The following is a 22,008-nucleotide window of genomic DNA, read 5'->3' as shown; positions in this document are numbered from 1 at the left end:
ACCGGCCCTTGAAGGGTCATACCAAGGAGATCCCCCGATGGCCAAACGTGACTATTACGAAGTGCTCGGGTTGTCCAAGGGCGCCTCGGCCGATGATATCAAAAAGGCCTACCGCAAAAAGGCCAAGGAACTTCACCCCGACCGCAATTCCGACAACCCCGACTCAGAACGCCAGTTCAAAGAGGCCGGTGAGGCCTATGACGTGCTCAAGGACGCCGAGAAGAAAGCGGCCTATGACCGCTTTGGCCATGCCGCCTTTGAGGGCGGAATGGGCAATGGCGGCGCGCGCCCCGGTGGCTATGCTGGCGGCGCGGGGCAGGGCGATTTCGCCTCTGCCTTCTCGGATGTGTTCGACGACCTCTTTGGCGATTTCATGGGCGGCGGTGGACGCGGCGGCGGGCGGCAACGCGCGGCCCGTGGCGCCGACCTGCGCTATAACCTGCGCGTGACGCTGGAAGAGGCCTACTCCGGGCTGCAAAAGACCATCAAGGTACCCTCTGCGGTCCCCTGTGACGCCTGCGAGGGGTCCGGGGCCGAGGGCGGCGCGCAGCCGACCACCTGCCCGACCTGCTCTGGCATGGGCAAGGTGCGCGCGCAGCAGGGTTTCTTTACCGTCGAGCGGACGTGTCCCACCTGCGGCGGTCTGGGTCAGATCATCAAGAACCCCTGCAAGGTCTGTCAGGGTCAGGGCCGCGTCCAAAAGGATCGCGCGCTCTCGGTCAACATCCCGGCTGGGGTGGAAACCGGCACGCGTATCCGGCTTGCCGGTGAGGGTGAGGCGGGCATGCGGGGCGGTCCGGCGGGAGATCTCTATATCTTCATCGACGTGGCCAAACATGACCTCTTTGAGCGTGACGACACCAACCTCTTTTGCCGCGTGCCGGTCTCGATGACCAAGGCAGCCCTTGGCGGCGATATCGAGGTGCCCACCATTGACGGCGGTCGTAGCCGTGTCAAAATCCCGCCGGGCTCGCAATCGGGCCGCCAGATGCGTCTGCGCGCCAAGGGCATGCCCGCGCTGCGTGGCGGTGCGCATGGGGACATGTTCATCGAGATGGCAGTGGAAACGCCGGTCAACCTCACCGCGCGCCAGACCGAGCTCTTGCGCGAATTCGAGGTGCTGAGCGAGGATAACAACCCGGAGAGCAACAGCTTCTTTTCTTCGGTCCGCAGTTTCTGGGATTCGATGAAGAGCTAAGTCAAACCCGGCCCGAGCAGGCCGGGTTTTTACATCTGCCCTGCGCGCGTTAACCACTTGCTAAGGCTCTTGCGGCAAGCTGGGCGCATGAGCAAAGCCCGCATCTTTTCCGACATGCCCCTGCCCCTCTTTGCCTGCGACGCGGCAGAGGCGACCGCGACTGAGAAACTGCCCTCTTATATCCGCGATCATCGCACCCGGTTGCGTAGTCGGTTCCTGCATGGTGGCGCGGCCGCGATGCCGGATTACGAGCTTCTGGAACTTGTGCTCTTTCGTGCAATCCCGCGCCGCGATGTGAAACCGCTGGCGCATGCGCTGCTCCGTCAATTCGGGGATTTCAACGGGGTCATCTCGGCCCCGCTGGAGCGGCTCACTGCCCTGTCCGGCATTGGTGAGGCGGTGGCGGTAGAGATCAAGATCGTTGAGGCGGCAGCGCATCGTCTGGCCCGCGCCCGTGTGCTGCGGCGTCAGGTGCTGTCCTCTTGGGACGCACTGCTCGACTATTGCCACACCACCATGGCCCATGCCGAGATCGAACAGTTCCGCGTCTTTTACCTCGACCGCAAGAATATCCTCATCGCGGATGAGGAACAGGCGCGCGGCACCGTCGATCACGTGCCCGTCTATCCGCGTGAGGTGGTCAAACGCGCGCTGCAATTGAATGCCAGCGCGCTCATTCTGGCGCATAACCACCCCTCGGGCGATCCCACGCCCTCGACCGCCGATATCGACATGACGCGACAGCTCCAGACCGCCGCAGAGGCGCTTGGCCTCACGCTGCATGATCATATCGTGATCGGCAAATCCTCTGAGGTCAGCTTTCGGTCAGCGGGCTATCTCTGAGCCGGGTCAGCGCACCCAAACCTCGACGCGCCGGTTCACCTGCCGCCCCCAGGCGGTGTCGTCGCAGGCCATCGGCATCGCCTCGCCAAAGGCCTCCAGCTCGAGCTTGATCCGCTCCAGATTGGCGGTCTCGGCGGCGCGCACCACAGCGCGCCGCACGGTCTCAGCGCGGCGCAGGGCGATGTCACGGTTGGTGCCCGCCGGACCATCCCCATCGGAAAAGCCGACAAAGACAAGCCGCCGTGCATCGTAATGCCCCAGCTCCATCGCCCGCGCCAATTGCTCGGCGTTCGAGCGCGATTGCGCGTCAAGCCGTACTGATCCGGCCTCGAATCGAAAGGTCGTGGTCAGCCGCTTGAGCGGCCCCAGCACCCGCACCATGCGCTGCAACTCGTCCAGCCCCAATTCCGCGCCCGCCTGCGCAATCGCATTGGCAAACCGGTCGCCTTGGGCGTTGATCTCTATTTCCTCGGGGGTTTGATCCACGAAACCGGCGCGCCGGATCACCAACTGTGCCGAAGGGTCGCGCAGATAGGTCATGAATTCACGCCCCAGCTTGGGAAGTCGCCGCGCCGGAAGATAGATAAAGAGCGGCGCGGTCAGCGGATAATCCTCGGTCTTGACCGCGCGGCGCGTGGCGCTGAGGGCAAAACCGCAGTCACCCGTCAGCGCCAGTTCCCAAGTGTTGCCCTGTTCCGAGCGCGTCGTCAGCCCAAGCGCGAAGGGATCACGCGACACCACCTCGGCAAAGGCCGCGCCATCGGCATGGCGCATCACCCGGTCCAGCACCTGCCGGCCTTCGGGGCGCAACACCTGATCCACACTGGCCTGCCCGATGCCGGTGGCTGCATCCCACAGATGCACGTCAATCGGCGCATCCGGCCCGCCCAGGTCGGCCCAATTGGCGATCTCGCCCGACAACACCCTTGCCAGTTGACGCAGGCTGATGCCCTGCACCGGGTTGCTGGGGGCCACGACCGGAATCAGCGCATCGAGCGCCAGCACCCGCACCTGCCCCTGCGACGCCAGATTGCCCAATCCCGCCTCGCGCGCGCGCGTGATCTCGTCCTGCCGCGCCTCGCGCAGGGTCATGGCGATATCCGCCTCATCCGTCAAAAGATCGGCGAACCCCTCATCTGTATTGGTCATGCGAAAGAGGAATTCGCCGATCAGAACGCCCGTCGCCCCCTGATGCAGCGCAAAACGCACCTCCTGCGGGCTCAGATCCTCGCGTGTGACATCGTAATCGCCACGAATGGCAAAGGCCTCGATCAGCGCGGGCATCAACACCCGGCCAATCGTCGGCGCGCCGGAAAAAACCAGCCGCGCCACGTAATGTTCCAGATCCGGACATCCCGGCCCCTCGCAGCCGACGCCCGACCCATCGACCGTCAACTCACCGTAAATCGTGTCAACGCGGTAGAACTCCCCGTCGAAGCCCAGCAAATTGCCGGAAATCTCGACCGAGCCATCATGCGACCGCAGCGTGACATCCTGCGCCAGAGCGCGGCCCGGAGCCATCACAAATGCCATTATAAATGAAAGTGCGGCGAGGATCGCCGCACGCATCTTTGTCATCACTCGCCCCCTGCAAGACCTTGCCTTAGTTGGAGGCGATCTTCAGGTCATTGAACAGGTTTTTCAACACAAGAAAGTCACCGACCCCCTCACAATCGGGCATCGCAAGCACAATATCCTGCACTTCAAGCCCGGTCGCGCCAGTTGCGATGGATTGCGCCTCAAGATCGCGCCCGCAATTCCCGGCGGTCACCTCGGCCTCGACCTGCACCTGTACCGCGCCTTCGCGTGCCGCCGTGCCGGTCGGAAAGGTATAGACCTCGGCATGCAGCGCCTGATCCATATCCCGCTCGCCCAGTTGGGTCAGAAAGCCGCCATCGCCCGAGGCCGCGCGCGTCATGTCCTGTTCGGCCTGCGCCCAGACATGACCCGCCGCACCGAATTCCGCGCCATATTCCAGCGCATGTACATGCAGCGCCGCACCGCCGCGCCATTGCACGACATAGCGGTCATAGAGCGCCAGCGTATCCACTGACACAGTGGCAAGCGCGCCCTGACCATCCTCAAAGGCCGCGATGAATACCGCTGACTCGGCCAATGCAGGCACGTTGAGCGTGCTCTGGCCCTGATCGTCGGTCACAGCCGTGAACATCATGCCATTGTGGTGCAGGGTGAACCCGGTGTTGGGCTGACAGGGTGCGCTCAACGTCACCTCGACCATCGCGGCGGGCAAGGCGCGCGCCTGCATGCTGTAGTCGCAGGCAAAACTTGGCACGGCCTCTTCCTCTGGTAGCGCGTCGGTCAATGGCGCATCCTGAGCCACCACAAGCGTCACAGGGGCTGCGGGCAGGGCCACAGGCTCTGGCGCGGTCATCGGTGGCACCGCCTCTGCCGACGTCAGCTCGATCTGGGTGATTTCAACCGGCGTCTCGAGACCCGAGGTGGAGATCATCGCGGCGTTCTGCGCAGGGGCCTGCGCGCCCGCCTGCATGAAGTACCCGATCCCCAACGCACAGGCGAGCGTTCCGCCTGCGGTGATGTAACGTCTGGCCTTGGACATACCGTTCTCCCTGACACATCAATTGTCTCGGAAGCGGTAACGCTGAAAAATGGCCCCCGTATGGCAGGGAATAGGTGGCAATCGGGCGGGCGGCTAGGCCAGCCGCCCGTGACAATGCTTGAATTTCTTGCCCGATCCACAGGGGCAGGGGTCGTTGCGACCCGGATTGCCCCATGTCGCAGGGTCAGCTTCATCAAAGCCGGAGGCCGCGCTCTCGCTGACCTGCGCAGGCTCGCCGGTGTCCGCTGCCGCCATCATCGCCGCGCGCTGTTCCGCCATTTCCTGCATCAGCTGCTGTTGTTCGCCCTCGGTCATGGGACGGATCTGCGCCAGCTTTTGGGTCACATCCATGCGCAGGCTGTCGAGCATGTTTTCGAACAGTTGGAACGCCTCGTTCTTGTATTCATTCAGCGGATCGCGCTGCGCATAACCGCGAAAGCCGACAACGCTGCGCAGATGTTCCAGCGTCAAGAGATGCTCGCGCCACTTGCCGTCAATGGTTTGCAAGAGCACCTGCTTTTCGATCATCCGCATGCTCTCGGGGCCAAATTGCGCCGCCTTGGCCGCCATCATCTCATCGGCGGCCTTTTCCAGCCGCTCGACGATCTCTTCGTCGTCCACGCCTTCTTCGGCGGCCCAGTCGATAACGGGCAGATCCATGCTGAGTTTTTCGATCACCGCCGCATAGAGCCCGTGGGTATCCCACTGATCGGCATAGGTTTTGGGCGGCATGTACTGATCGACCAGATCGTCGATCACCTCGCCGCGCATATCCTTGATGATCTCGCTCAGATCGGCGGCCTTCATGATGTCCAGACGCTGCTTGAAGATCACCTTGCGCTGTTCGTTCATCACGTCGTCGAACTTCAGGAGTTGCTTGCGGATGTCAAAATTGCGCCCCTCAACCTTGGCCTGCGCGCGCTCCAGCGATTTGTTCACCCAAGGGTGAATGATCGCCTCGCCTTCCTTCATGCCCAGCGTCGCCAACACCTTTTCCAGCCGCTCGGATCCGAAAATCCGCATCAGATCATCCTCAAGGCTGAGGAAGAAGGCGGATTTGCCCGGATCGCCCTGACGGCCAGAGCGGCCGCGCAGCTGATTGTCGATGCGGCGGCTCTCGTGCCGCTCGGTCGCCAGAACAAAGAGCCCGCCAGCGGCCTTGACCGCCTCTTCATCGGTGGCATGTTCGGATTCGATCCGCGTGCGGATCTCTTCGGGGTCAGCCTCGGGATCGGCGGCGATGGCCTCCATGATCTTGAACTCGACATTACCGCCCAGCTTGATGTCGGTGCCGCGTCCGGCCATGTTGGTGGCGATCGTCACTGCCCCCAGCTTACCGGCATCTGCGACGATCTGCGCCTCTTTCTCATGCTGACGGGCGTTGAGCACGTTATGGGCAATCCCCGCCTCGGTCAGCAACTTGCTCAGATTCTCGGATTTCTCGATCGAGGTGGTGCCCACCAGTGTCGGCTGCCCCTTTTCAGAGGCCGTGCGAATGGCCTCGACAATCGCGTCGTACTTCTCGCGCGCGGTGCGGTACACCGCGTCATCCTTGTCGATCCGTGCGATGGGGCGGTTGGTCGGCACTTCGACCACACCAAGCCCGTAAATCTCGCCAAATTCCTCGGCCTCGGTCAGCGCGGTGCCGGTCATGCCCGACAGCCGCTCATAAAGGCGGAAATAGTTCTGGAATGTCACCTGCGCCAAGGTCACGTTCTCGGGCTGAATGTTGCAACCTTCCTTGGCCTCGATTGCCTGATGCAACCCGTCCGACAGACGCCGTCCGGCCATCATCCGCCCTGTGAATTCGTCGATCAGAACCACATCGCCGCCCCGGACGATGTAATCCTTGTCCTTGGTAAAGAGCTTGTGTGCGCGCAGCGCCTGATTGACGTGATGCACGATGGTCGTGCTCTCGGGATCATAGAGCGATTGCCCCTCGGGCAGCACGCCGCGCACGCTGAGCAGGTTTTCGAGAAACTCGTTGCCCTCGTCGGTAAAGGTGACGTTGCGGGTCTTTTCATCCAGCTTGTAGTGATCGTCCTGCAATTCCGGGATCAGAGTGTTGATCGACTGATAGAGCCCGCTGCGATCCTGACTTGGACCCGAGATGATCAAGGGCGTGCGCGCCTCGTCGATCAGGATACTGTCCACCTCGTCGACCACGGCGAAATTATGCCCGCGCTGGTTCATATCCTCGAGCGAGGATTTCATGTTGTCGCGCAGATAGTCAAAGCCAAGTTCGTTGTTGGTGGCATAGGTCACGTCGGCGGCATAGGCCGCCTTTTTCTCGGACTCGGGTTGCTGGGGATAGACCACACCGGTCGTCATGCCGAGCGCGGCAAACACCTTGCCCATCCATTCGGCATCGCGCTTTGCCAGATAGTCGTTGACCGTGACGATATGCACGCCCTTGCCCGACAGCGCGTTGAGATAGGCGGGAAAGGTCGCGACCAGCGTCTTGCCCTCGCCGGTCTTCATCTCGGCGATGTTCCCCTGATGCAGGAATATCCCGCCCTTGAGCTGAACATCGAACGCGCGCAGCCCCAAGGCCCGGCGCGCACCCTCGCGGCAATTGGCAAAGGCTTCTGGCAGGATCGCATCAAGGGTCTCTCCCCCGGCAATGCGGCTGCGGAATTCTGCGGTCTTGTCAATCAGCGCCTGATCGCTCAGCGCCTGATACTCGGGTTCCAGCGCGTTGATCTTTGCGATCAGCGGCCGTGTCGCCTTGATCTTGCGGTCATTCGGGGTGCCGAAGATCTTTTTGGCGACCGTTCCAATACCCAACATGTTCTATCCGTTCCGGTGTTTTGACTATCCGTGACAGGCAACCGCTTGCCCCTCTTGCCGCACCACCCTAAAACGGGCGCAAGACGGCGGTTCTGCCTTGGTCTCAAGGCGATGTAAGGGCCAGCCGGTTCAGTGTCAACGCTGCGCACCCGCGCACCCGCGCCCTGCGCACCACACCAAAGGATGATTTCATGCTCCGCACCCTGTTTTCCAACACCATACTGGTCACCGGACTGGCCCTCACGGCTCCCGCCATAGCCCAGGATACCCCCAGCCCCGAGACGGTGATGGCCACCGTTGGCGGCACCGACATCACCCTTGGGCATATGTTGGCGGTACGTGCGGCCCTGCCAGAGCAATTTGATCAGACGCCCCCCGATGCGTTGTTCAACGGGGTGCTCGAACAGCTCATCCAGCAGGAACTGTTGGTGCAGGCGCATGACGGCGAGATGTCCCGCGCCGCCGCTCTCCGGCTCGAGAACGAGCGCCGCGCAGTGCTGGCTGCCGATGTGGCCGAAGGTGTGGTCAACGCCGACATGACCGAAGAGCGCCTGCAAGCCGCCTATGACGCGCAATATGCGGGGCAAGAGGATCAGACCGAATACAAGGCCGCGCATATCCTTGTCGAGACCGAAGAAGAGGCGCAAAAGCTGGTGGCGGAGTTGGAAGGCGGCGCAAACTTCGCAGCACTCGCGCAAGAGCATTCCACCGGCCCTTCCGGCCCCTCGGGCGGCGATCTGGGCTGGTTCGGTGATGGCGTGATGGTGCCAGAGTTCTTTGCGGCGGTTGCAGCCCTTGAAGTCGGGGATGTTTCCGCGCCGTTGCAGACGCAATTCGGCTGGCATGTGATCCAACTCAACGAGACTCGCGTCAAGGAACGCCCGACGCTTGATGCGGTGCGCGAGGATTTGGCGAACACCCTGCGCCGAGACGCATTCAATGCCTTCATCACCGAACGCGAGGCCGCAACCGAGATTGTGCGCACCGACAGCAGCGCCATGGACCCGGCCGTGATCAACCAAACCGACTTGCTGGAGAACTGAGCCATGGGTGCCAAACCGCCGCTATCCCCGCTTGCCCCGGCGGGTTTTCCCGCGCTGCCGGTGATTGGCGGCGTCAGCTTTGCCACCACCGAGGCCGGGGTGCGCTATCAGAATCGCACCGATGTGCTCTTGGTCAGCTTGGCACCCGGCACTGCGATGGCGGGGACCTTTACCCGCTCTGCCACCCGCTCTGCGGCGGTGCTTGATTGTCAGGACAAGATCGGCGGCGATCCGACCCCCGGGGCCGCCATCGTGGTCAACTCGGGCAACGCCAATGCCTTTACCGGGCGGCGCGGAGCCGGGTCGGTACAGGCCATCACCGAGGCGGCGGCCAAGACGCTGGGCATGCCCGCCACCCGCGTCTTTTCCTCCTCGACCGGCGTGATCGGAGAACCGCTGCCGCATGAGCGCATCATCGACAAGCTCGATGATCTTGCCGCTGCCCTGTCACCCCATGCGATAGAGACGGCCGCCCGCGCCATCATGACCACCGATACCTTTCCCAAAGGTGCCTCAGAAACCGTGATGATTGACGGGCAGGCCGTGCATATCGCCGGCATCGCCAAGGGGTCTGGCATGATCGCCCCGGATATGGCGACGATGCTGGTCTATATCTTTACCGATGCCGCGATGGATCAGGACATCTTGCAGGACATGGTCAGCGCGCTTAATCGCACGACCTTTAACTGCATCACGGTCGATAGCGACACCTCAACCTCTGACACTCTCCTTGTGGCGGCCACCGGGGCTTCGGGCATCCGCGTGACCGAGAACAGCATGGGCTTCATGGAAGGGCTGCGCCGCGTCATGCTCGATCTGGCGCATCAGGTGGTACGCGATGGTGAAGGGGCGACGAAGTTTGTTGAAATTTCCGTCACCGGCGCCGCCTCGGACGCTGAGGCGCATATTCACGCCAAGGCCATCGCGAATTCGCCGCTGATCAAGACGGCCATCGCGGGCGAAGACCCCAATTGGGGGCGTGTTGTCATGGCCATAGGGAAATCCGGCGCACGGGCGGACCGCGATCTGCTGGCGATCTGGTTTGGTACCATGCAGGTGGCCAAGGACGGCTTTGTCAGCCCCAGCTATGACGAGGCCGCCGCCGCCACCTATATGAAGCAGCAAGACATCGTCATTCACGTCGATCTGGGCCTTGGCGGCGGAACGGCGCGCGTCTGGACCTGCGATCTCACGCATGGCTATATCGACATCAACGCGGATTACCGCTCGTGAAAACCGTTCTGGTGTCGGCGGTCGCCCTGATTGACGTGGATGGCCGCATCCTCTTGACCCAGAGACCGGACGGCAAATCCATGGCCGGTCTCTGGGAGTTTCCCGGCGGCAAGGTCGAACCGGGCGAGACGCCAGAGGTGGCGCTGATCCGCGAACTTGACGAGGAGTTGGGGATCAACACCTGGGCCAGTTGCCTGGCCCCTCTGACCTTTGCAAGCCATACCTATCCTGAGTTTCACCTGCTGATGCCGCTCTTTGCCTGTCGCAAATGGGAGGGAATCGTGCAGGGGCGCGAGGGTCAGGCGCTCAAATGGGTGCGCGCGGCGGACCTTCGGTCCTACCCCATGCCACCGGCCGATATTCCCCTGATACCCATCCTGCGGGACTGGCTGTGACGTGATTCGCACCGGAAACGGGTGTCATGAAATTTAAGCCGTCAACTATTTCTCTTGAAAACAAATAGTATTTCGGTCCAGCGCAAGAAAATGCACAATTTATGGAAATGTTAGTTTCTTTTTTACTAGATATGGAAATAATCAAAGTATCTTTACGGGATTGTTACATTCGGGGGAATGACATGCTGCGCACCGTTAAACTAGGCTCTTGCGTCTCAATTCAGGGAATATTCGTTCGGCTGCTGAGCAATGGCTTGATGCAGGTCAGAGTTGGGAACCGGCTCTATTCCGGGCACCCGGTCGCATCCCGCGCCGCCTGAACCACCATCGACAGACCAATGAAAAAGGGCAGCCCATTCGGCTGCCCTTTTCATTGGTTCATCCTGAACACCTGACTTACGCCAGTGTGCGCACCACTTCTTCGCGCTCAAAGATCTCGATGACATCATCGGGGCGAATATCGTCATAGTTCTCGAACGCCATACCGCATTCCTGACCGGACTGCACCTCGTTGACATCGTCCTTGAACCGCTTGAGCGTCTTGAGCGTGCCCTCATGGACCACGACATCGTCGCGCAAGAGACGTACACCGGCAGACCGCCGTGCAACGCCTTCGGTCACCAGACAGCCAGCCACGCGACCAATGCCAGTCACCTTGAAGACTTCCTTGATCTTGGCATAGCCGATGAACTTCTCGCGAATTTCATTGCCCAAGAGACCGCTTGCGGCGGCTTTCACATCGTCGACCAGATCGTAGATCACCGAGTAATACCGGATCTCCACACCCTTTTGGTTGGCGCTGTTGCGTGCCGGCGCATTGGCCCGCACGTTAAAGCCGAACACTGGCGCGCCTGACGCCTCGGCCAGCCCGATATCGGATTCGGTGATGGCGCCCACACCCGAATGAAGCACGCGCACGCGCACCTCGTCGTTGCCGATCTTCTCCATCGCCTGAACAATCGCTTCGGCAGAGCCTTGCACGTCCGCCTTGACGACGATCGGCATCTCCTTGACGTTCTCGTCTTCCTTGGCCTTGGCCAAAAGCTGCTCCAGCGTGGTGCCAGCCCCGGCAGCGGCGCGCTTTTCTTTCGACGCGCTCTCGCGGTATTCCGCGATCTCGCGCGCCTGCGCCTCGGTCTCGACCACGTTCAGGACGTCGCCCGCTTCGGGGGTGCCATTCAGACCCAGAACCTCGACCGGCACCGACGGACCCGCTTCCTTGATCCGCTCGCCCCGGTCGTTGATCAGCGCCCGCACCTTGCCATACTGCTCGCCCACGACAAAGATATCGCCCTGACGCAGCGTGCCCTTCTTGACCAGCACGGTTGCGACCGGACCGCGACCCACATCCAACTGCGCCTCGATCACCGCACCCTCAGCCGCCCGGTTCGGGTTGGCCTTGAGTTCGAGAATCTCCGCCTGAAGGGCGATCGCCTCCAACAGCTCATCCAGACCTTGTCCGGTGACGGCCGAAACCTCGACATCCTGAACATCGCCGGACATCTGTTCGACAATCACTTCATGCTGCAAGAGATCGGTCCGCACTTTCTGCGGATTGGCCTCGTATTTGTCGATCTTGTTGATCGCCACGATCATCGGCACCTTGGCCGCCTTGGCGTGGTTGATGGCCTCGATGGTTTGCGGCATCACCGCATCATCGGCCGCCACGACCAGAACCACGATATCCGTCACCTGCGCGCCACGGGCCCGCATGCTGGTAAAGGCCGCGTGACCGGGCGTGTCGAGGAAGGTGAGCATCGCGCCGCTGTCGGTCTTGACCTGATAGGCCCCGATATGCTGGGTGATCCCCCCGGCCTCGCCGGCGACAACCTTGGCATCGCGGATCGCATCCAGAAGCGACGTCTTGCCGTGGTCCACATGGCCCATGATGGTGACGACTGGCGGGCGCGAGATCATATCCTCGGGCTTGTCATCGACCTGATCAATCACATCCTCGACGTCCGAGTCGCTCACGCGCACCACACGGTGCCCGAATTCCTCGATGATCAACTCTGCGGTATCGGCATCAATCGACTGGTTCTGCGTGACCATCATGCCGCTTTGCATCAGCGCCTTGACAACATCGCCCACACGCTCGGCCATCCGGTTGGCGAGTTCCGAAACCATAATCACTTCGGGCAGTTGCACGTCGCGCACGATCTTTTCGCGCTCTTGCAAGCCGCCCATTGCCTTTTGCCGCGCGCGCTCTTGCTTGCGCTTCATCGCGGCCATGGATTTCTGGCGACCGCCTTCACCACCAGACAGGGCCTGATTGAGCGTCAGCTTGCCGGACCGGCGCGCATCATCCGTACCACGCGCCTTGCCCCGGCGGGATTGCTGATCGTCTTCCTCACGCTTGCGCGCAACAGGGGCCACCTTGGAGGCGGGCGCCCGAGACGGGGCCGCCGCAGGCACTGCATCCGGCTCTGCCGCCGATGCCGCCGCCTTGAGGGCGGCTTGCTCTGTCGCACGCTTCTGGCGTTCGTCTTCCTCGACCTTGGCGCGGGCCTTTTCCTCGGCCTCGCGCTGCTCGCGCTCTTTGGCCTCGGCCTCTTCACGGCGACGCATACGCTCTTCTTCGCGGGCCTTTTCATCGGCTTCGCGCTGTGCTGCATCCTCGGTCTCGCGCGCTCTGGCTGCGGCGAGCGCGCGCATGCGGCGCTCCAGCTCTGCATCAGAGATCCCGGCCGGGCGCTTGGACGCGCTGGTGATACCCGAAGACGTTCCAGCCCCGGCAGCGCCGGTCGCGGCGGCGGTGGGCTTGGGCACGACGACGCGCTTGCGCTTGGTTTCCACCACGACGTTCTTGGTCCGGCCATGGCTGAAGCTCTGCTTCACGTTCCCCGGCCGGGAACCCGCGCCACGCACACCCAATGGTTTCTTTCCGTCGTTGTCGCTCATAGTCTTCTACTTTCCTTTCCGGCGCGCTGTCTCGCCGTCCGAGACGCGCAGACCTTTCAGCCTTGCCGCCTCCTCTACAACACGTTGCAACAAACCTCCAGCACCCAGTGCCGCGTGGATTGTGGTTTGTCGACCAAAGGCCTGGCCCAGCTCATCCGCTGTCAGCCACCCGATGAATGAGCCGCCATGCGGCGTGCTCAGCTTTGATTTTCCGCGTTCAGAGCCATCGCTGGCCTGAATAAGAACACGCGCATCCTCGCGCATGAGCATGTCCTTGACCTTCTCATATCCCGACACCGCACGCCCACCCTTTCGGGCAAGGCTGATGAGGTCGATCACCCGCCGCGCCAAGAGGGCCTCGACCTTATCCGTCAGACCTTCGGGCACCTGCACCGGTTGCTTGGCGGCGCGGGCAAACAGACCCTTGGTTGCCGCCTTGTCCAAGGCCGCGCGATCCGCCGCAACCCAGATGCCACGCCCCGGCAGCTTTTCCGCCAGATCCGGGGCAATCTGCCCCTCGGGACCGATGACAAAGCGGATAAGCCCGTGTTTCGGCTGCACCTCGCCTGTGGCGATGCATTTACGCTCCGGACCGTCGCTCCGGTCTTTGGGTTCACCACCGCGCCCCATCCTGTGCTCCAAGGCCTGAAGGATCAGGCCTCGGCCTCCTCGTCATCGCCGTCGAGCTCGCTGTCGTCGGCATCGGTTTCGAGTTCGGTCGGATCGACCCAGCCCAGCATCACGCGGGCGGTCATCACCATATGTTGCGCCTCTTCGAGCGAGACGTCAAATTTCTCCAGAATACCCTCGTCCTTGACGCGCTCGCCCTTGACCGTGGTCCAGCCGCCAGCCAGTTCCCAATCGGCGCAGGTGGCGAAATCCTCAAGCGATTTCACATCGTCCTCGGCCAGTGCAAGCACCATCTGCGGGGTCAGACCCTCGAACGCAATCAGACTGTCCTCGACACCCAGTTCGCGCGCCTTGTCCAGCGCCGCCTTGGTCTGTGCCTCGATCACATCACGCGCCCGCGCCTGAAGCTCTGCCGCGGTGTCCTCGTCAACGCCGTCGATCACGAGCAGTTCGTCCACATCGACATAGGCCACCTCTTCGAGGTTGGTGAACCCCTCCGAGACCAGCAACTGTGCAAAGAACTCGTCCAGATCGAGCGTATCGACAAAGAGCTTGGTGCGCTCTTCGAATTCCTTCTGACGGCGCTCGCTATCCTCGGCCTCGGTCATGATGTCGATATCAAGCCCGGTCAACTGGCTGGCCAGACGCACGTTCTGACCACGACGCCCAATGGCAAGGCTTAGCTGCTCTTCCGGCACCACAACCTCAATACGCTGCGCATCCTCGTCGATCACCACCTTGCTGACCTCGGCCGGCTGGAGCGCGTTGACAAGGAAGGTCGCCTGATCCTCGTTCCACGGGATGATGTCGATTTTCTCGCCTTGCAATTCGTTGACAACCGCCTGAACCCGGCTGCCGCGCATACCGACGCAGGCGCCGACGGGATCAATCGAATTGTCATAGCTGATCACGGCAATCTTGGCCCGGCTGCCCGGATCGCGCGCCACGGCCTTGATCTCGATGATACCGTCGTAAATCTCGGGCACTTCCATCTTGAACAGTTCGGCCATGAACTGCGGATCGGTGCGGCTGAGGAAAATCTGCGGCCCGCGCTGTTCGCGGCGCACGTCCTTGATATAGCAGCGCACGCGGTCATTGGGGCGATAGGCTTCGCGGCCGATCTTTTCGTTGCGACGCAGGATCGCTTCACCCCGGCCCACATCGACGATGACGTTGCCATATTCCTCGCGCTTGACCACCCCGTTGATGATCGTGCCGACGCGGTCCTTGAACTCTTCGAACTGACGATCCCGCTCGGCCTCGCGCACCTTTTGCAGAATGACCTGCTTGGCGCTCTGTGCGGCGATCCGGCCCATCTCGACGGGCGGCACTTCTTCGACAAAGGTATCACCGACCTTGGGGTCTTCGAGATACAGCTTGGCCTGCTCGACCGTCATTTCGGCCTGATAGTTTTCCACCGCGTCATCCGCGACCACGGTCCGCACGCGGGTGAATTTGGCGCGGCCCGTCTTGCGGTCGATCTCCACCCGAATATCCATCTCGCTGCCGTAGCGGCTCTTGGCGGCGCGGGCGAGGCTCTCTTCCATCGCTTCGACCACCAGTGCCGGGTCGATCATCTTTTCGCGCGCGACCGCTTCTGCGGTCTGCAACAGCTCCAGCTGGTTGGCGGATGTGATTGCCATGGTGTCAGTCCTCCTCAGAACCGTTCTCGGTTTCGATCTCGTCAAATTGCTCTTCGTTGATCACGCCCGCCGCCTTGCGCTGCCGCAGCATTTCCTTGATCAACTCATCCGTCAGAACCAGCTTGGCATCAGACAGCCAGTCAAATTCCAGTCCGATCGTGCCTTCCTCGACATTGATCAGCACCTCGGTGCCCTCAACGCCCGCCAGCACACCCTTGAAGCGGCGGCGTCCGTCGATCAACTCGGTCGTCTCGATCTTGGCCTCATAGCCCTCAAAGGCCTCGAAATCCTTGAGCCGCGTCAGAGGCCGGTCAATGCCGGGGCTCGACACTTCCAGCGTGTAGGCCTCGACCAGAGGATCCTCGACATCCAGCACCGCGCTCACGGCCGTGCTGATCAAAGCGCAGTCATCCACCTCGATGCCGCCATCAGGCTTGTCCGCCATGATCTGGAGGGTATGGTACTGCCCGCCCATCAACCGCACGCGCACCAACTCATACCCGAGATCCTCGATCACGGGGGTGATGATCTCTGCCATCCGGCGATCAATCGCTGCTTTTGCAATCAGGTCGTTCGTCATCTTTCCCAAGCACAAAAAAACGGGCGCGCGGCCCGTTACACTCTCCGGTGGTGCATTCGAGTGGACCCGAAAGCGCCGCTGTTGAGGGGCATATACGCCCCTCTCCCTGAGTCTGCAAGGGGGATTCCGCCTCAGCCGAATCTGTCCCGCCACGCCGGCAACGCATCGCCCGCAACCGACCGCGCCGCATACACCGCCCGCGCAATCGCCCGCGCCATGACGCAAGCCGCCACATGACCCAGCATCACCTGTCCGCCCAGATCGGGTGCAGGCCGGGCGCCCATGGCTGCGGCAAAAATCAAGTCCCCATCCATCAAGGTATGCGAGGGCACCAACGCCCGCGCAAACCCGTCCTGCGCCGCCGTGGCCAAACGGGTGCATTGCGCCTGAGTGAGCGTGGCATCGGTGGCGATGATCCCGATGGTCGTATTGCCATGCTGCGCCAGCTTGGTGGGTGCCAGCACCGGATCGGGATAGGTCCGCGCCACCTCGCGCCCGCCAAATTCTGCATTCCGCTCGAACGGGGCCGCCCAGAACTCTGGCCCGTCGCCCACCGTGGCCGAGCCCAGCGCATTGACCGCCACGAGCGCGCCCACCGTCACGCCCCCCGGCAACGTCACCGAGGCCGACCCAAGCCCGCCGCGCAGATTGGCCGTGGTCGCCCCCGTCCCTGCCCCGACGCTGCCGATCTCAAACTCTTCTGCCGCCGCCGCCAACGCCGCCCGGCCCAGAGCTTTATAGGGGTTCTCGCGCCACGCCTTGTCCCCGCCGTTCAAGAGATCAAAGAGAATCGCCCCCGGCACAATCGGTACCCGCACATCGCCCACGGCAAACCCGCGCCCCATATCGCGCAGCCCGTCCGCCACGCCGGATGCGGCATCCAAACCAAAGGCCGATCCGCCAGACAACACCAGCGCATCCACCTGTTCAACCACCCGGTCGGGGGCCAGCAAATCGGTCTCCCGCGTGCCCGGCGCGCCGCCCATGACATGCACGCCCGCAGTAAAGGGCGCATCGCCCACCAGCACCGTCACGCCAGAGCGCAGCCGCATATCCTGCGCATGGCCCACCCGCAGCCCCGCCACATCGGTGATCAGATTTCGCGCAGCGATTTTCGTCCCCATGCCGCAATCCCTCTATCCTTGTCGCAAACCCGCTTGCCAGACCGCATCCAATCGGCAAGAACGCCTCAGGCCCGGGCGATGGCGTCGCCCCCTCTTGGCCTTTCCCCACAGTCCTGAACGCCGGGACCTTCTTTTGCAAGGAGGGTCACTATGACTGCACGTCCTGAATTCTATCGTTTCCACAATGGTGAAAAGGCGCCGCTGGCCTTTGCCACCGAAGAGTATGAGGCCCGGATCAAGGGGCTGCGCGCCATCATGGCCGAGACCGGCACCGCCGCCGTCGTCCTCACCTCGATGCATAACATCGCCTATTACTCAGGCTTTCTCTACTGCTCCTTTGGCCGTCCCTATGGTCTCGTTGTCACGGACACCGCGTGCGTCACCATCTCGGCCGGCATCGACGCCGGTCAACCGTGGCGGCGCTCGTTTTGCGACAACATCACCTATACTGACTGGCAGCGCGACAATTACTGGCGCGCGATTCTATCGGTGACGGGCGAGGGGTGTGTCCTGGGTTATGAGGGTGATCACCTGACGCTCCTGCAGCGCGACAAGCTGGAGCATTTCCTCAAGCCCAGCGCCCTCAAGGATCTCGCCCCCGCCACCATGCGCCAGCGCATGCGTAAATCGGCGGCAGAGATTTCCCTCATCCGCTCCTGCGCACAGGTGGCCGATGTGGGCGGCTATGCCATCCGCGATGCGGTCAAGATCGGCGCGCGCGAGATTGACGTGGCCATGGCGGGCCGTGACGCGATGGAGGCAGAGATTGCCAAACGCTTCCCGGACGCCGAATACCGCGACACGTGGGTCTGGTTCCAATCGGGGCTCAACACCGACGGCGCGCACAACCCCGTGACCGCCCGCGCGATTGAACGCGGCGATATCCTGTCGCTCAACACCTTTCCGATGGTGTCAGGCTATTACGTGGCGCTCGAGCGCACCATGTTCGCAGGCGAGGTGGACAATGCCAGCCTGAAAATCTGGCAGGCCAATGTCGCCGCCCATGAATATGGCATGTCGCTTCTGAAACCCGGCGTGAGCTGCGCCGAAGTCACGCACAAGATCAACACCTTCCTCGAAGAACGCCAATTGCTGCAATACCGCACCTTTGGCTATGGTCACAGCTTTGGCATTCTCAGCCATTACTATGGCCGCGAGGCGGGTCTTGAGTTGCGCGAGGATATCGACACGGTGCTCGAACCGGGCATGGTCATCTCGATGGAACCGATGCTGACACTGGCCGCCGACCAGCCCGGTGCCGGGGGCTACCGCGAGCATGACATTCTGGTCGTCACCGAGGACGGCAACGAGAATATCACCGGCTACCCCTATGGCCCCGATTTCAACGTGGTGGGCTGATCGGAAAACGGCGCGGCGGGGACTACCCCGCCGTGTCTGCACGCGACGCTGCCAACCGCTGAAAGAATTTCAGCGCCTCTCTCCCGGCGGAAAACCGTTCCACCGCGCCACCGCGCACCTCGGCAATGCTCCAGACCCAGCTCTTCGCGGGATCGTCGAGCATGGACCACTCGGGAAACATCCGCGCGTCAACCTCATGGGTCAACAAGCGCACCGGATTGACATGGCGGTCATCCTGAATGATGCGCTCATAGGTCGCCTCAACCTTGGATTTCGGCCCTTCCAGAAGTTGCAGATACATGTCGCCGCGCACGATCAGCGCCCCGGTGACATCATCGCGCGCATTGCACCGCCGCGCATCGAGCAAAATCCCCGCCAGCATTGCATCGTCAAAGCCAAAGGGCTGCGAGGCATAGATCATCTGTGTTAGCGGCATGGCGTGGCTCCTCACTGCGTCACGATAGGCGACGCAGATCGCGCCGTCGATAGGACAATACCATCAAGACCCAGCGCAAATGCCAATCGTCTGCGGCCCGGAACCGGGTCCGCACACCCATGGATCGTTCACATCAAGGCTTGTGCCACCTGAATACGAAACCGCCAGACCCGGATCAACCCACCCACAGGTATACGCCATACGATAGCATAGCCTGAAGCGCCGCCCTTAGGGTGTGTGACTCTCATCAATCTCAGGTCATCGCCTCGCAGGTGGGTTTGCACCCAACCTACCGAGACAACCCACCATGCAGCGTCGGTTGATCGAGGCTGGCAAACCCGAAATGCCGCAGCCAGCGCAGGTCTGAATCAAAGAACGCCCGCAGATCGGGAATCCCGTATTTCAGCATGGCAATCCGGTCGATCCCCATGCCAAAGGCAAAACCCTGCCAGACATTCGGATCAATATGCCCGGCCTGCAGTACCTTGGGATGGACCATGCCTGACCCGAGAATCTCCAGCCAATCATTGCCCTCGCCAATCTTGAGCGTGCCGCCTTCCCAGGAACAGCGGATATCCACCTCGGCCGACGGCTCAGTGAACGGGAAATGCGACGCGCGAAAGCGCAGCTCGACATCATCCACCTCAAAAAACGCCTTGACGAACTCTTCCAGCACCCATTTGAGATTGGCCATGCTGATGTCTTTGTCGATCGCCAGCCCCTCGACCTGATGAAACATCGGCGTGTGGGTCTGATCGTAATCCGCGCGATACACCCGCCCCGGCGCGATGATCCGGATAGGCGCGCCTTCGGCCTGCATGGTGCGGATCTGCACCGGGCTGGTATGCGTGCGCAAAACATGCGGCGGGCGCTCATCACCCTCTGCGCGATGCGTGTAAAACGTATCCATCTCGGCCCGCGCCGGATGGTGGCCGGGAATGTTCAACGCGTCAAAGTTGAACCAATCGGATTCGATCTGCGGCCCCTCGGCCACGGCAAACCCCATATCGGCAAAAATCGCGGTCACTTCCTCGGTGACCTGACTGACCGGATGGATCGTGCCCATCCGCCGCCCCCGCGCAGGCAGCGTCACATCCAGCCACTCCCCCCGCAGCCGTTCGTCCAATGCGGCATCGCCCAGCGCCTGTTTCTTGGCGGCCAGCGCGCTGGTGATCTCGTCTTTGAGCGCATTCAGACGCGGCCCGGCCTCTTGCCGCTCGTCAGGGCTCATCCGGCCCAATTCGCGCATCGCGAGGCTGATTTCGCCCTTCTTCCCCACGGCCTGCAGGCGCAGGTCCTCTAGCGTGGCCTCGTCACCGGCATTGGCAACCGCCGTCAGATATTTTTCCCGCAGATCACTCATCGCATCCATCCCGCTGGTCTCTCCGGCGAGTTACCGCGCATCGGCGCGGCGTGCAAGCGATTGCACCGCTCAGCCCCGGTCGATCCGCGCCTGATAGCAATTGTTGCGGGCAGACCGGACGTGAATATAGGCCACCTCGTCCCGCTCGAACACTGTCTCTGCATACTCTGCGATCTCTGTTGCAGCCACGACGCGGCCAGTGCCGTAAACGATGCGATCCTGCACAGTGTAGCCTTTGAGCAGATAGTCAGGGCTGTCGCGCAAGACCTCGGGAATCGCCCCGCCCTCATGGCCATCATGCCGCGCGCAGGCATCGGCACAGAGGAAAATCGGCCCGGTTTCGGCATAGGGATGCAGCCCGGCAAAGGGGCGATAGGCGAGGATCAGCATCTCCGCCCCCTCGGGTATGAAGCGCAGACAATGGCGGCACGGATTGCCAGTGCCGTGCGCCACATGCTGCTCTGGCGGGGTTCCATAGGCATCGGGCGCGCCGGCCTGCAAGGCGCGGACAATCTCGGTGGGAAGGGGCGATATGAGGATCATTGCGGATCTCCGGGTTATGTTTACCGAAACCCTGCCCGCAGTTGCCCGAGAACTCGACCCGATTCCTGCGCAAACCTGCCTCAGTCCTTGGGGGTCTTGGCCTGGCCCTCGCGGACCATCACCTCCAACTGGGTCAACCGCGCCAAAACCTCGTCACGGTAATTGTCGGTTTTTGCCACATCCTCGGCGTGATGCGCATCCTGCATCGAATTCACGATCAGACCGACCAAGAGGTTCACCACCGCAAAGGTCGTGACCATGATGAAGGGCACGAAGAACGCCCAGGCATAGGGAAACTGCTCCATCACCGGGCGCACGATCCCCATCGACCACGATTCCAGCGTCATGATCTGAAAGAGCGAATAGGCAGAGCGCCCCATATCGCCAAACCAGTCCGGATAGGCCGCGCCAAAGAGCTTGGTCGCCATCACCGACCCGATATAAAAGAGCATCCCCATCAGCAGGAATACCGATCCCATCCCCGGCAGGGCCGTCACCAGCCCTTCGACCACCCGGCGCAGCGACGGCGCGACCGAGACCACGCGCAACAGACGCAAGATCCGCAACGCCCGCAGCACCGAGAGCCCCTGCGTGGCCGGAATCAGCGAAATCCCCACGATCACGAAATCAAAGAGATTCCAGCCGTTCCGGAAAAACCCTCCAAGTCCCCGCGCAAAGAGCTTGGCGGCGATTTCGACCACAAAGACCGCAAGACACAGCTTGTCGAGCAAGAGGATCAACGCGCCCGCCTGCGCCATGATCGGATCAGAGGTTTCCATGCCCAAAATCACAGCATTGAACAGGATCACGCCCAGAATGGCGTTCTGAAACAACGACGTGTCAAGAAATGCGCCGACGCGGCTGCGAAATGTCATGGGGCTGCCTATCAAATCCTGTGAGTGACCAATGCCCCTCATATGGGCGCATCGCACCTGCGCTGCAAGCGGGGTCGCCTCAGCTTTCGCTGCGTGCCAGCATCCGGCCCAGCGGACGGCCGCCAAGGATATGCAGGTGGTAATGTGGCACCTCCTGCACGCCATGGTCGCCAGCATTGGTAATGGCGCGAAATCCTTGCCCACCCTCGCCCAGATGCACGCCCGTCATGCGGCACACCTCGGCCACGGCACGGTTGAAATCGACGATCTCGGCATCGCTCGCCTCGGCGGCGAAATGGTCATAGCTCGCATAGGCCCCCTTGGGGATCACCAGCACATGCACGGGCGCCTGTGGCTGAATATCGTGAAACGCCAGCGTATGCGCGGTCTCCAGCACTGTCTTGTTGGGGATTTCGCCCCGCAGGATACGGGCAAAGATATTCTGGGCATCATAGGCAAAGGGCATGGCGCGTC

General features: G+C 62.1%; 20 protein-coding genes. 6 read left to right on the top strand and 14 right to left on the bottom strand.

The window, feature by feature from the left end; genetic code table 11:
• The first annotated feature begins 37 nt into the window (after positions 1-37).
• Positions 38-1,198 carry a molecular chaperone DnaJ gene (gene dnaJ, locus ACSSVY_RS00760; protein ID WP_454267463.1) on the top strand — a complete coding sequence of 387 codons (1,161 nt, stop codon included), beginning with the start codon at positions 38-40 and terminating at the stop codon, positions 1,196-1,198.
• 87 nt (positions 1,199-1,285) lie between these two features.
• Entirely contained in the window at positions 1,286-2,041 is a 756-nt protein-coding gene (gene radC / locus ACSSVY_RS00755; protein WP_454267462.1) for a RadC family protein, read from the top strand.
• A 6-nt stretch (positions 2,042-2,047) separates the two neighbouring features.
• Here the strand turns inward: radC and ACSSVY_RS00750 are convergent, their stop codons facing one another.
• From ACSSVY_RS00750 to secA, 3 genes are all read right to left on the bottom strand, one after another.
• A complete protein-coding gene (locus ACSSVY_RS00750; RefSeq protein WP_454267461.1) occupies positions 2,048-3,619 on the bottom strand; it encodes a substrate-binding domain-containing protein in 1,572 nt (523 codons plus the stop codon).
• Between the two features lie 25 nt (positions 3,620-3,644).
• Positions 3,645-4,619: a hypothetical protein gene (locus ACSSVY_RS00745; RefSeq protein ID WP_454267460.1), complete on the bottom strand. Its 975-nt coding sequence runs from the start codon at positions 4,617-4,619 to the stop codon at positions 3,645-3,647.
• A gap of 93 nt (positions 4,620-4,712) precedes the next feature.
• Positions 4,713-7,409: a preprotein translocase subunit SecA gene (gene secA / locus ACSSVY_RS00740; RefSeq protein ID WP_454267459.1), complete on the bottom strand. Its 2,697-nt coding sequence runs from the start codon at positions 7,407-7,409 to the stop codon at positions 4,713-4,715.
• A gap of 191 nt (positions 7,410-7,600) precedes the next feature.
• On the opposite strand from secA, the gene ACSSVY_RS00735 reads away from it, so the two are divergent.
• Genes ACSSVY_RS00735 through mutT form a run of 3 tightly spaced genes read left to right on the top strand, consistent with a single transcriptional unit; the run spans position 7,601 to position 10,080 of the window.
• Complete coding sequence (locus ACSSVY_RS00735; protein ID WP_454267458.1) at positions 7,601-8,452, top strand: peptidylprolyl isomerase; 852 nt, start codon at positions 7,601-7,603, stop codon at positions 8,450-8,452.
• A 3-nt stretch (positions 8,453-8,455) separates the two neighbouring features.
• Positions 8,456-9,685 carry a bifunctional glutamate N-acetyltransferase/amino-acid acetyltransferase ArgJ gene (argJ, locus tag ACSSVY_RS00730; RefSeq protein WP_454267457.1) on the top strand — a complete coding sequence of 410 codons (1,230 nt, stop codon included), beginning with the start codon at positions 8,456-8,458 and terminating at the stop codon, positions 9,683-9,685.
• A complete protein-coding gene (gene mutT, locus ACSSVY_RS00725) occupies positions 9,682-10,080 on the top strand; it encodes an 8-oxo-dGTP diphosphatase MutT (protein WP_009816918.1) in 399 nt (132 codons plus the stop codon). The genes argJ and mutT overlap by 4 nt, the downstream gene beginning before the upstream one ends.
• Before the next feature lie 215 nt (positions 10,081-10,295).
• Here the strand turns inward: mutT and ACSSVY_RS00720 are convergent, their stop codons facing one another.
• The 6 genes from ACSSVY_RS00720 to ACSSVY_RS00695 form a co-directional block, all read right to left on the bottom strand.
• Positions 10,296-10,454, bottom strand: coding sequence for a hypothetical protein (locus tag ACSSVY_RS00720; protein WP_454267456.1), 159 nt, complete (start codon positions 10,452-10,454; stop codon positions 10,296-10,298).
• 22 nt (positions 10,455-10,476) lie between these two features.
• Positions 10,477-12,981 carry a translation initiation factor IF-2 gene (gene infB / locus ACSSVY_RS00715; RefSeq protein WP_045685904.1) on the bottom strand — a complete coding sequence of 835 codons (2,505 nt, stop codon included), beginning with the start codon at positions 12,979-12,981 and terminating at the stop codon, positions 10,477-10,479.
• Positions 12,982-12,987: 6 nt separating this feature from the next.
• Positions 12,988-13,611 (bottom strand): RNA-binding protein, encoded by a 624-nt coding sequence (locus ACSSVY_RS00710; RefSeq protein WP_454267455.1) that lies wholly within the window; start codon positions 13,609-13,611, stop codon positions 12,988-12,990.
• Positions 13,612-13,634: 23 nt separating this feature from the next.
• Positions 13,635-15,254: a transcription termination factor NusA gene (gene nusA, locus ACSSVY_RS00705; protein ID WP_454267454.1), complete on the bottom strand. Its 1,620-nt coding sequence runs from the start codon at positions 15,252-15,254 to the stop codon at positions 13,635-13,637.
• Positions 15,255-15,258: 4 nt separating this feature from the next.
• Positions 15,259-15,834 (bottom strand): ribosome maturation factor RimP, encoded by a 576-nt coding sequence (gene rimP, locus ACSSVY_RS00700; RefSeq protein WP_454267453.1) that lies wholly within the window; start codon positions 15,832-15,834, stop codon positions 15,259-15,261.
• A gap of 131 nt (positions 15,835-15,965) precedes the next feature.
• Positions 15,966-16,958 (bottom strand): P1 family peptidase, encoded by a 993-nt coding sequence (locus ACSSVY_RS00695; protein ID WP_454267452.1) that lies wholly within the window; start codon positions 16,956-16,958, stop codon positions 15,966-15,968.
• Positions 16,959-17,108: 150 nt separating this feature from the next.
• On the opposite strand from ACSSVY_RS00695, the gene ACSSVY_RS00690 reads away from it, so the two are divergent.
• Positions 17,109-18,317 (top strand): aminopeptidase P family protein, encoded by a 1,209-nt coding sequence (locus ACSSVY_RS00690; RefSeq protein WP_454267451.1) that lies wholly within the window; start codon positions 17,109-17,111, stop codon positions 18,315-18,317.
• 22 nt (positions 18,318-18,339) lie between these two features.
• On the opposite strand, the gene ACSSVY_RS00685 is transcribed toward ACSSVY_RS00690, so the two are convergent.
• From ACSSVY_RS00685 to ACSSVY_RS00665, 5 genes are all read right to left on the bottom strand, one after another.
• Complete coding sequence (locus ACSSVY_RS00685; RefSeq protein WP_454267450.1) at positions 18,340-18,753, bottom strand: BLUF domain-containing protein; 414 nt, start codon at positions 18,751-18,753, stop codon at positions 18,340-18,342.
• Between the two features lie 289 nt (positions 18,754-19,042).
• Entirely contained in the window at positions 19,043-20,116 is a 1,074-nt protein-coding gene (gene pheS, locus ACSSVY_RS00680; RefSeq protein ID WP_454267449.1) for a phenylalanine--tRNA ligase subunit alpha, read from the bottom strand.
• 69 nt (positions 20,117-20,185) lie between these two features.
• Positions 20,186-20,659 (bottom strand): DUF1203 domain-containing protein, encoded by a 474-nt coding sequence (locus ACSSVY_RS00675; protein WP_454267448.1) that lies wholly within the window; start codon positions 20,657-20,659, stop codon positions 20,186-20,188.
• Between the two features lie 80 nt (positions 20,660-20,739).
• A complete protein-coding gene (locus ACSSVY_RS00670) occupies positions 20,740-21,534 on the bottom strand; it encodes an ion transporter (RefSeq protein WP_454267447.1) in 795 nt (264 codons plus the stop codon).
• Positions 21,535-21,613: 79 nt separating this feature from the next.
• On the bottom strand, positions 21,614-22,000 hold the full coding sequence (locus ACSSVY_RS00665; protein WP_454267446.1) for an HIT domain-containing protein: 387 nt from the start codon (positions 21,998-22,000) through the stop codon (positions 21,614-21,616).
• Positions 22,001-22,008: the final 8 nt, after the last annotated feature.

The organism is Roseovarius sp. MBR-51 (assembly GCF_053628575.1).
Note: the sequence above shows the minus strand (reverse complement) of the source record. Positions and strands in the feature narration are given on the sequence as shown.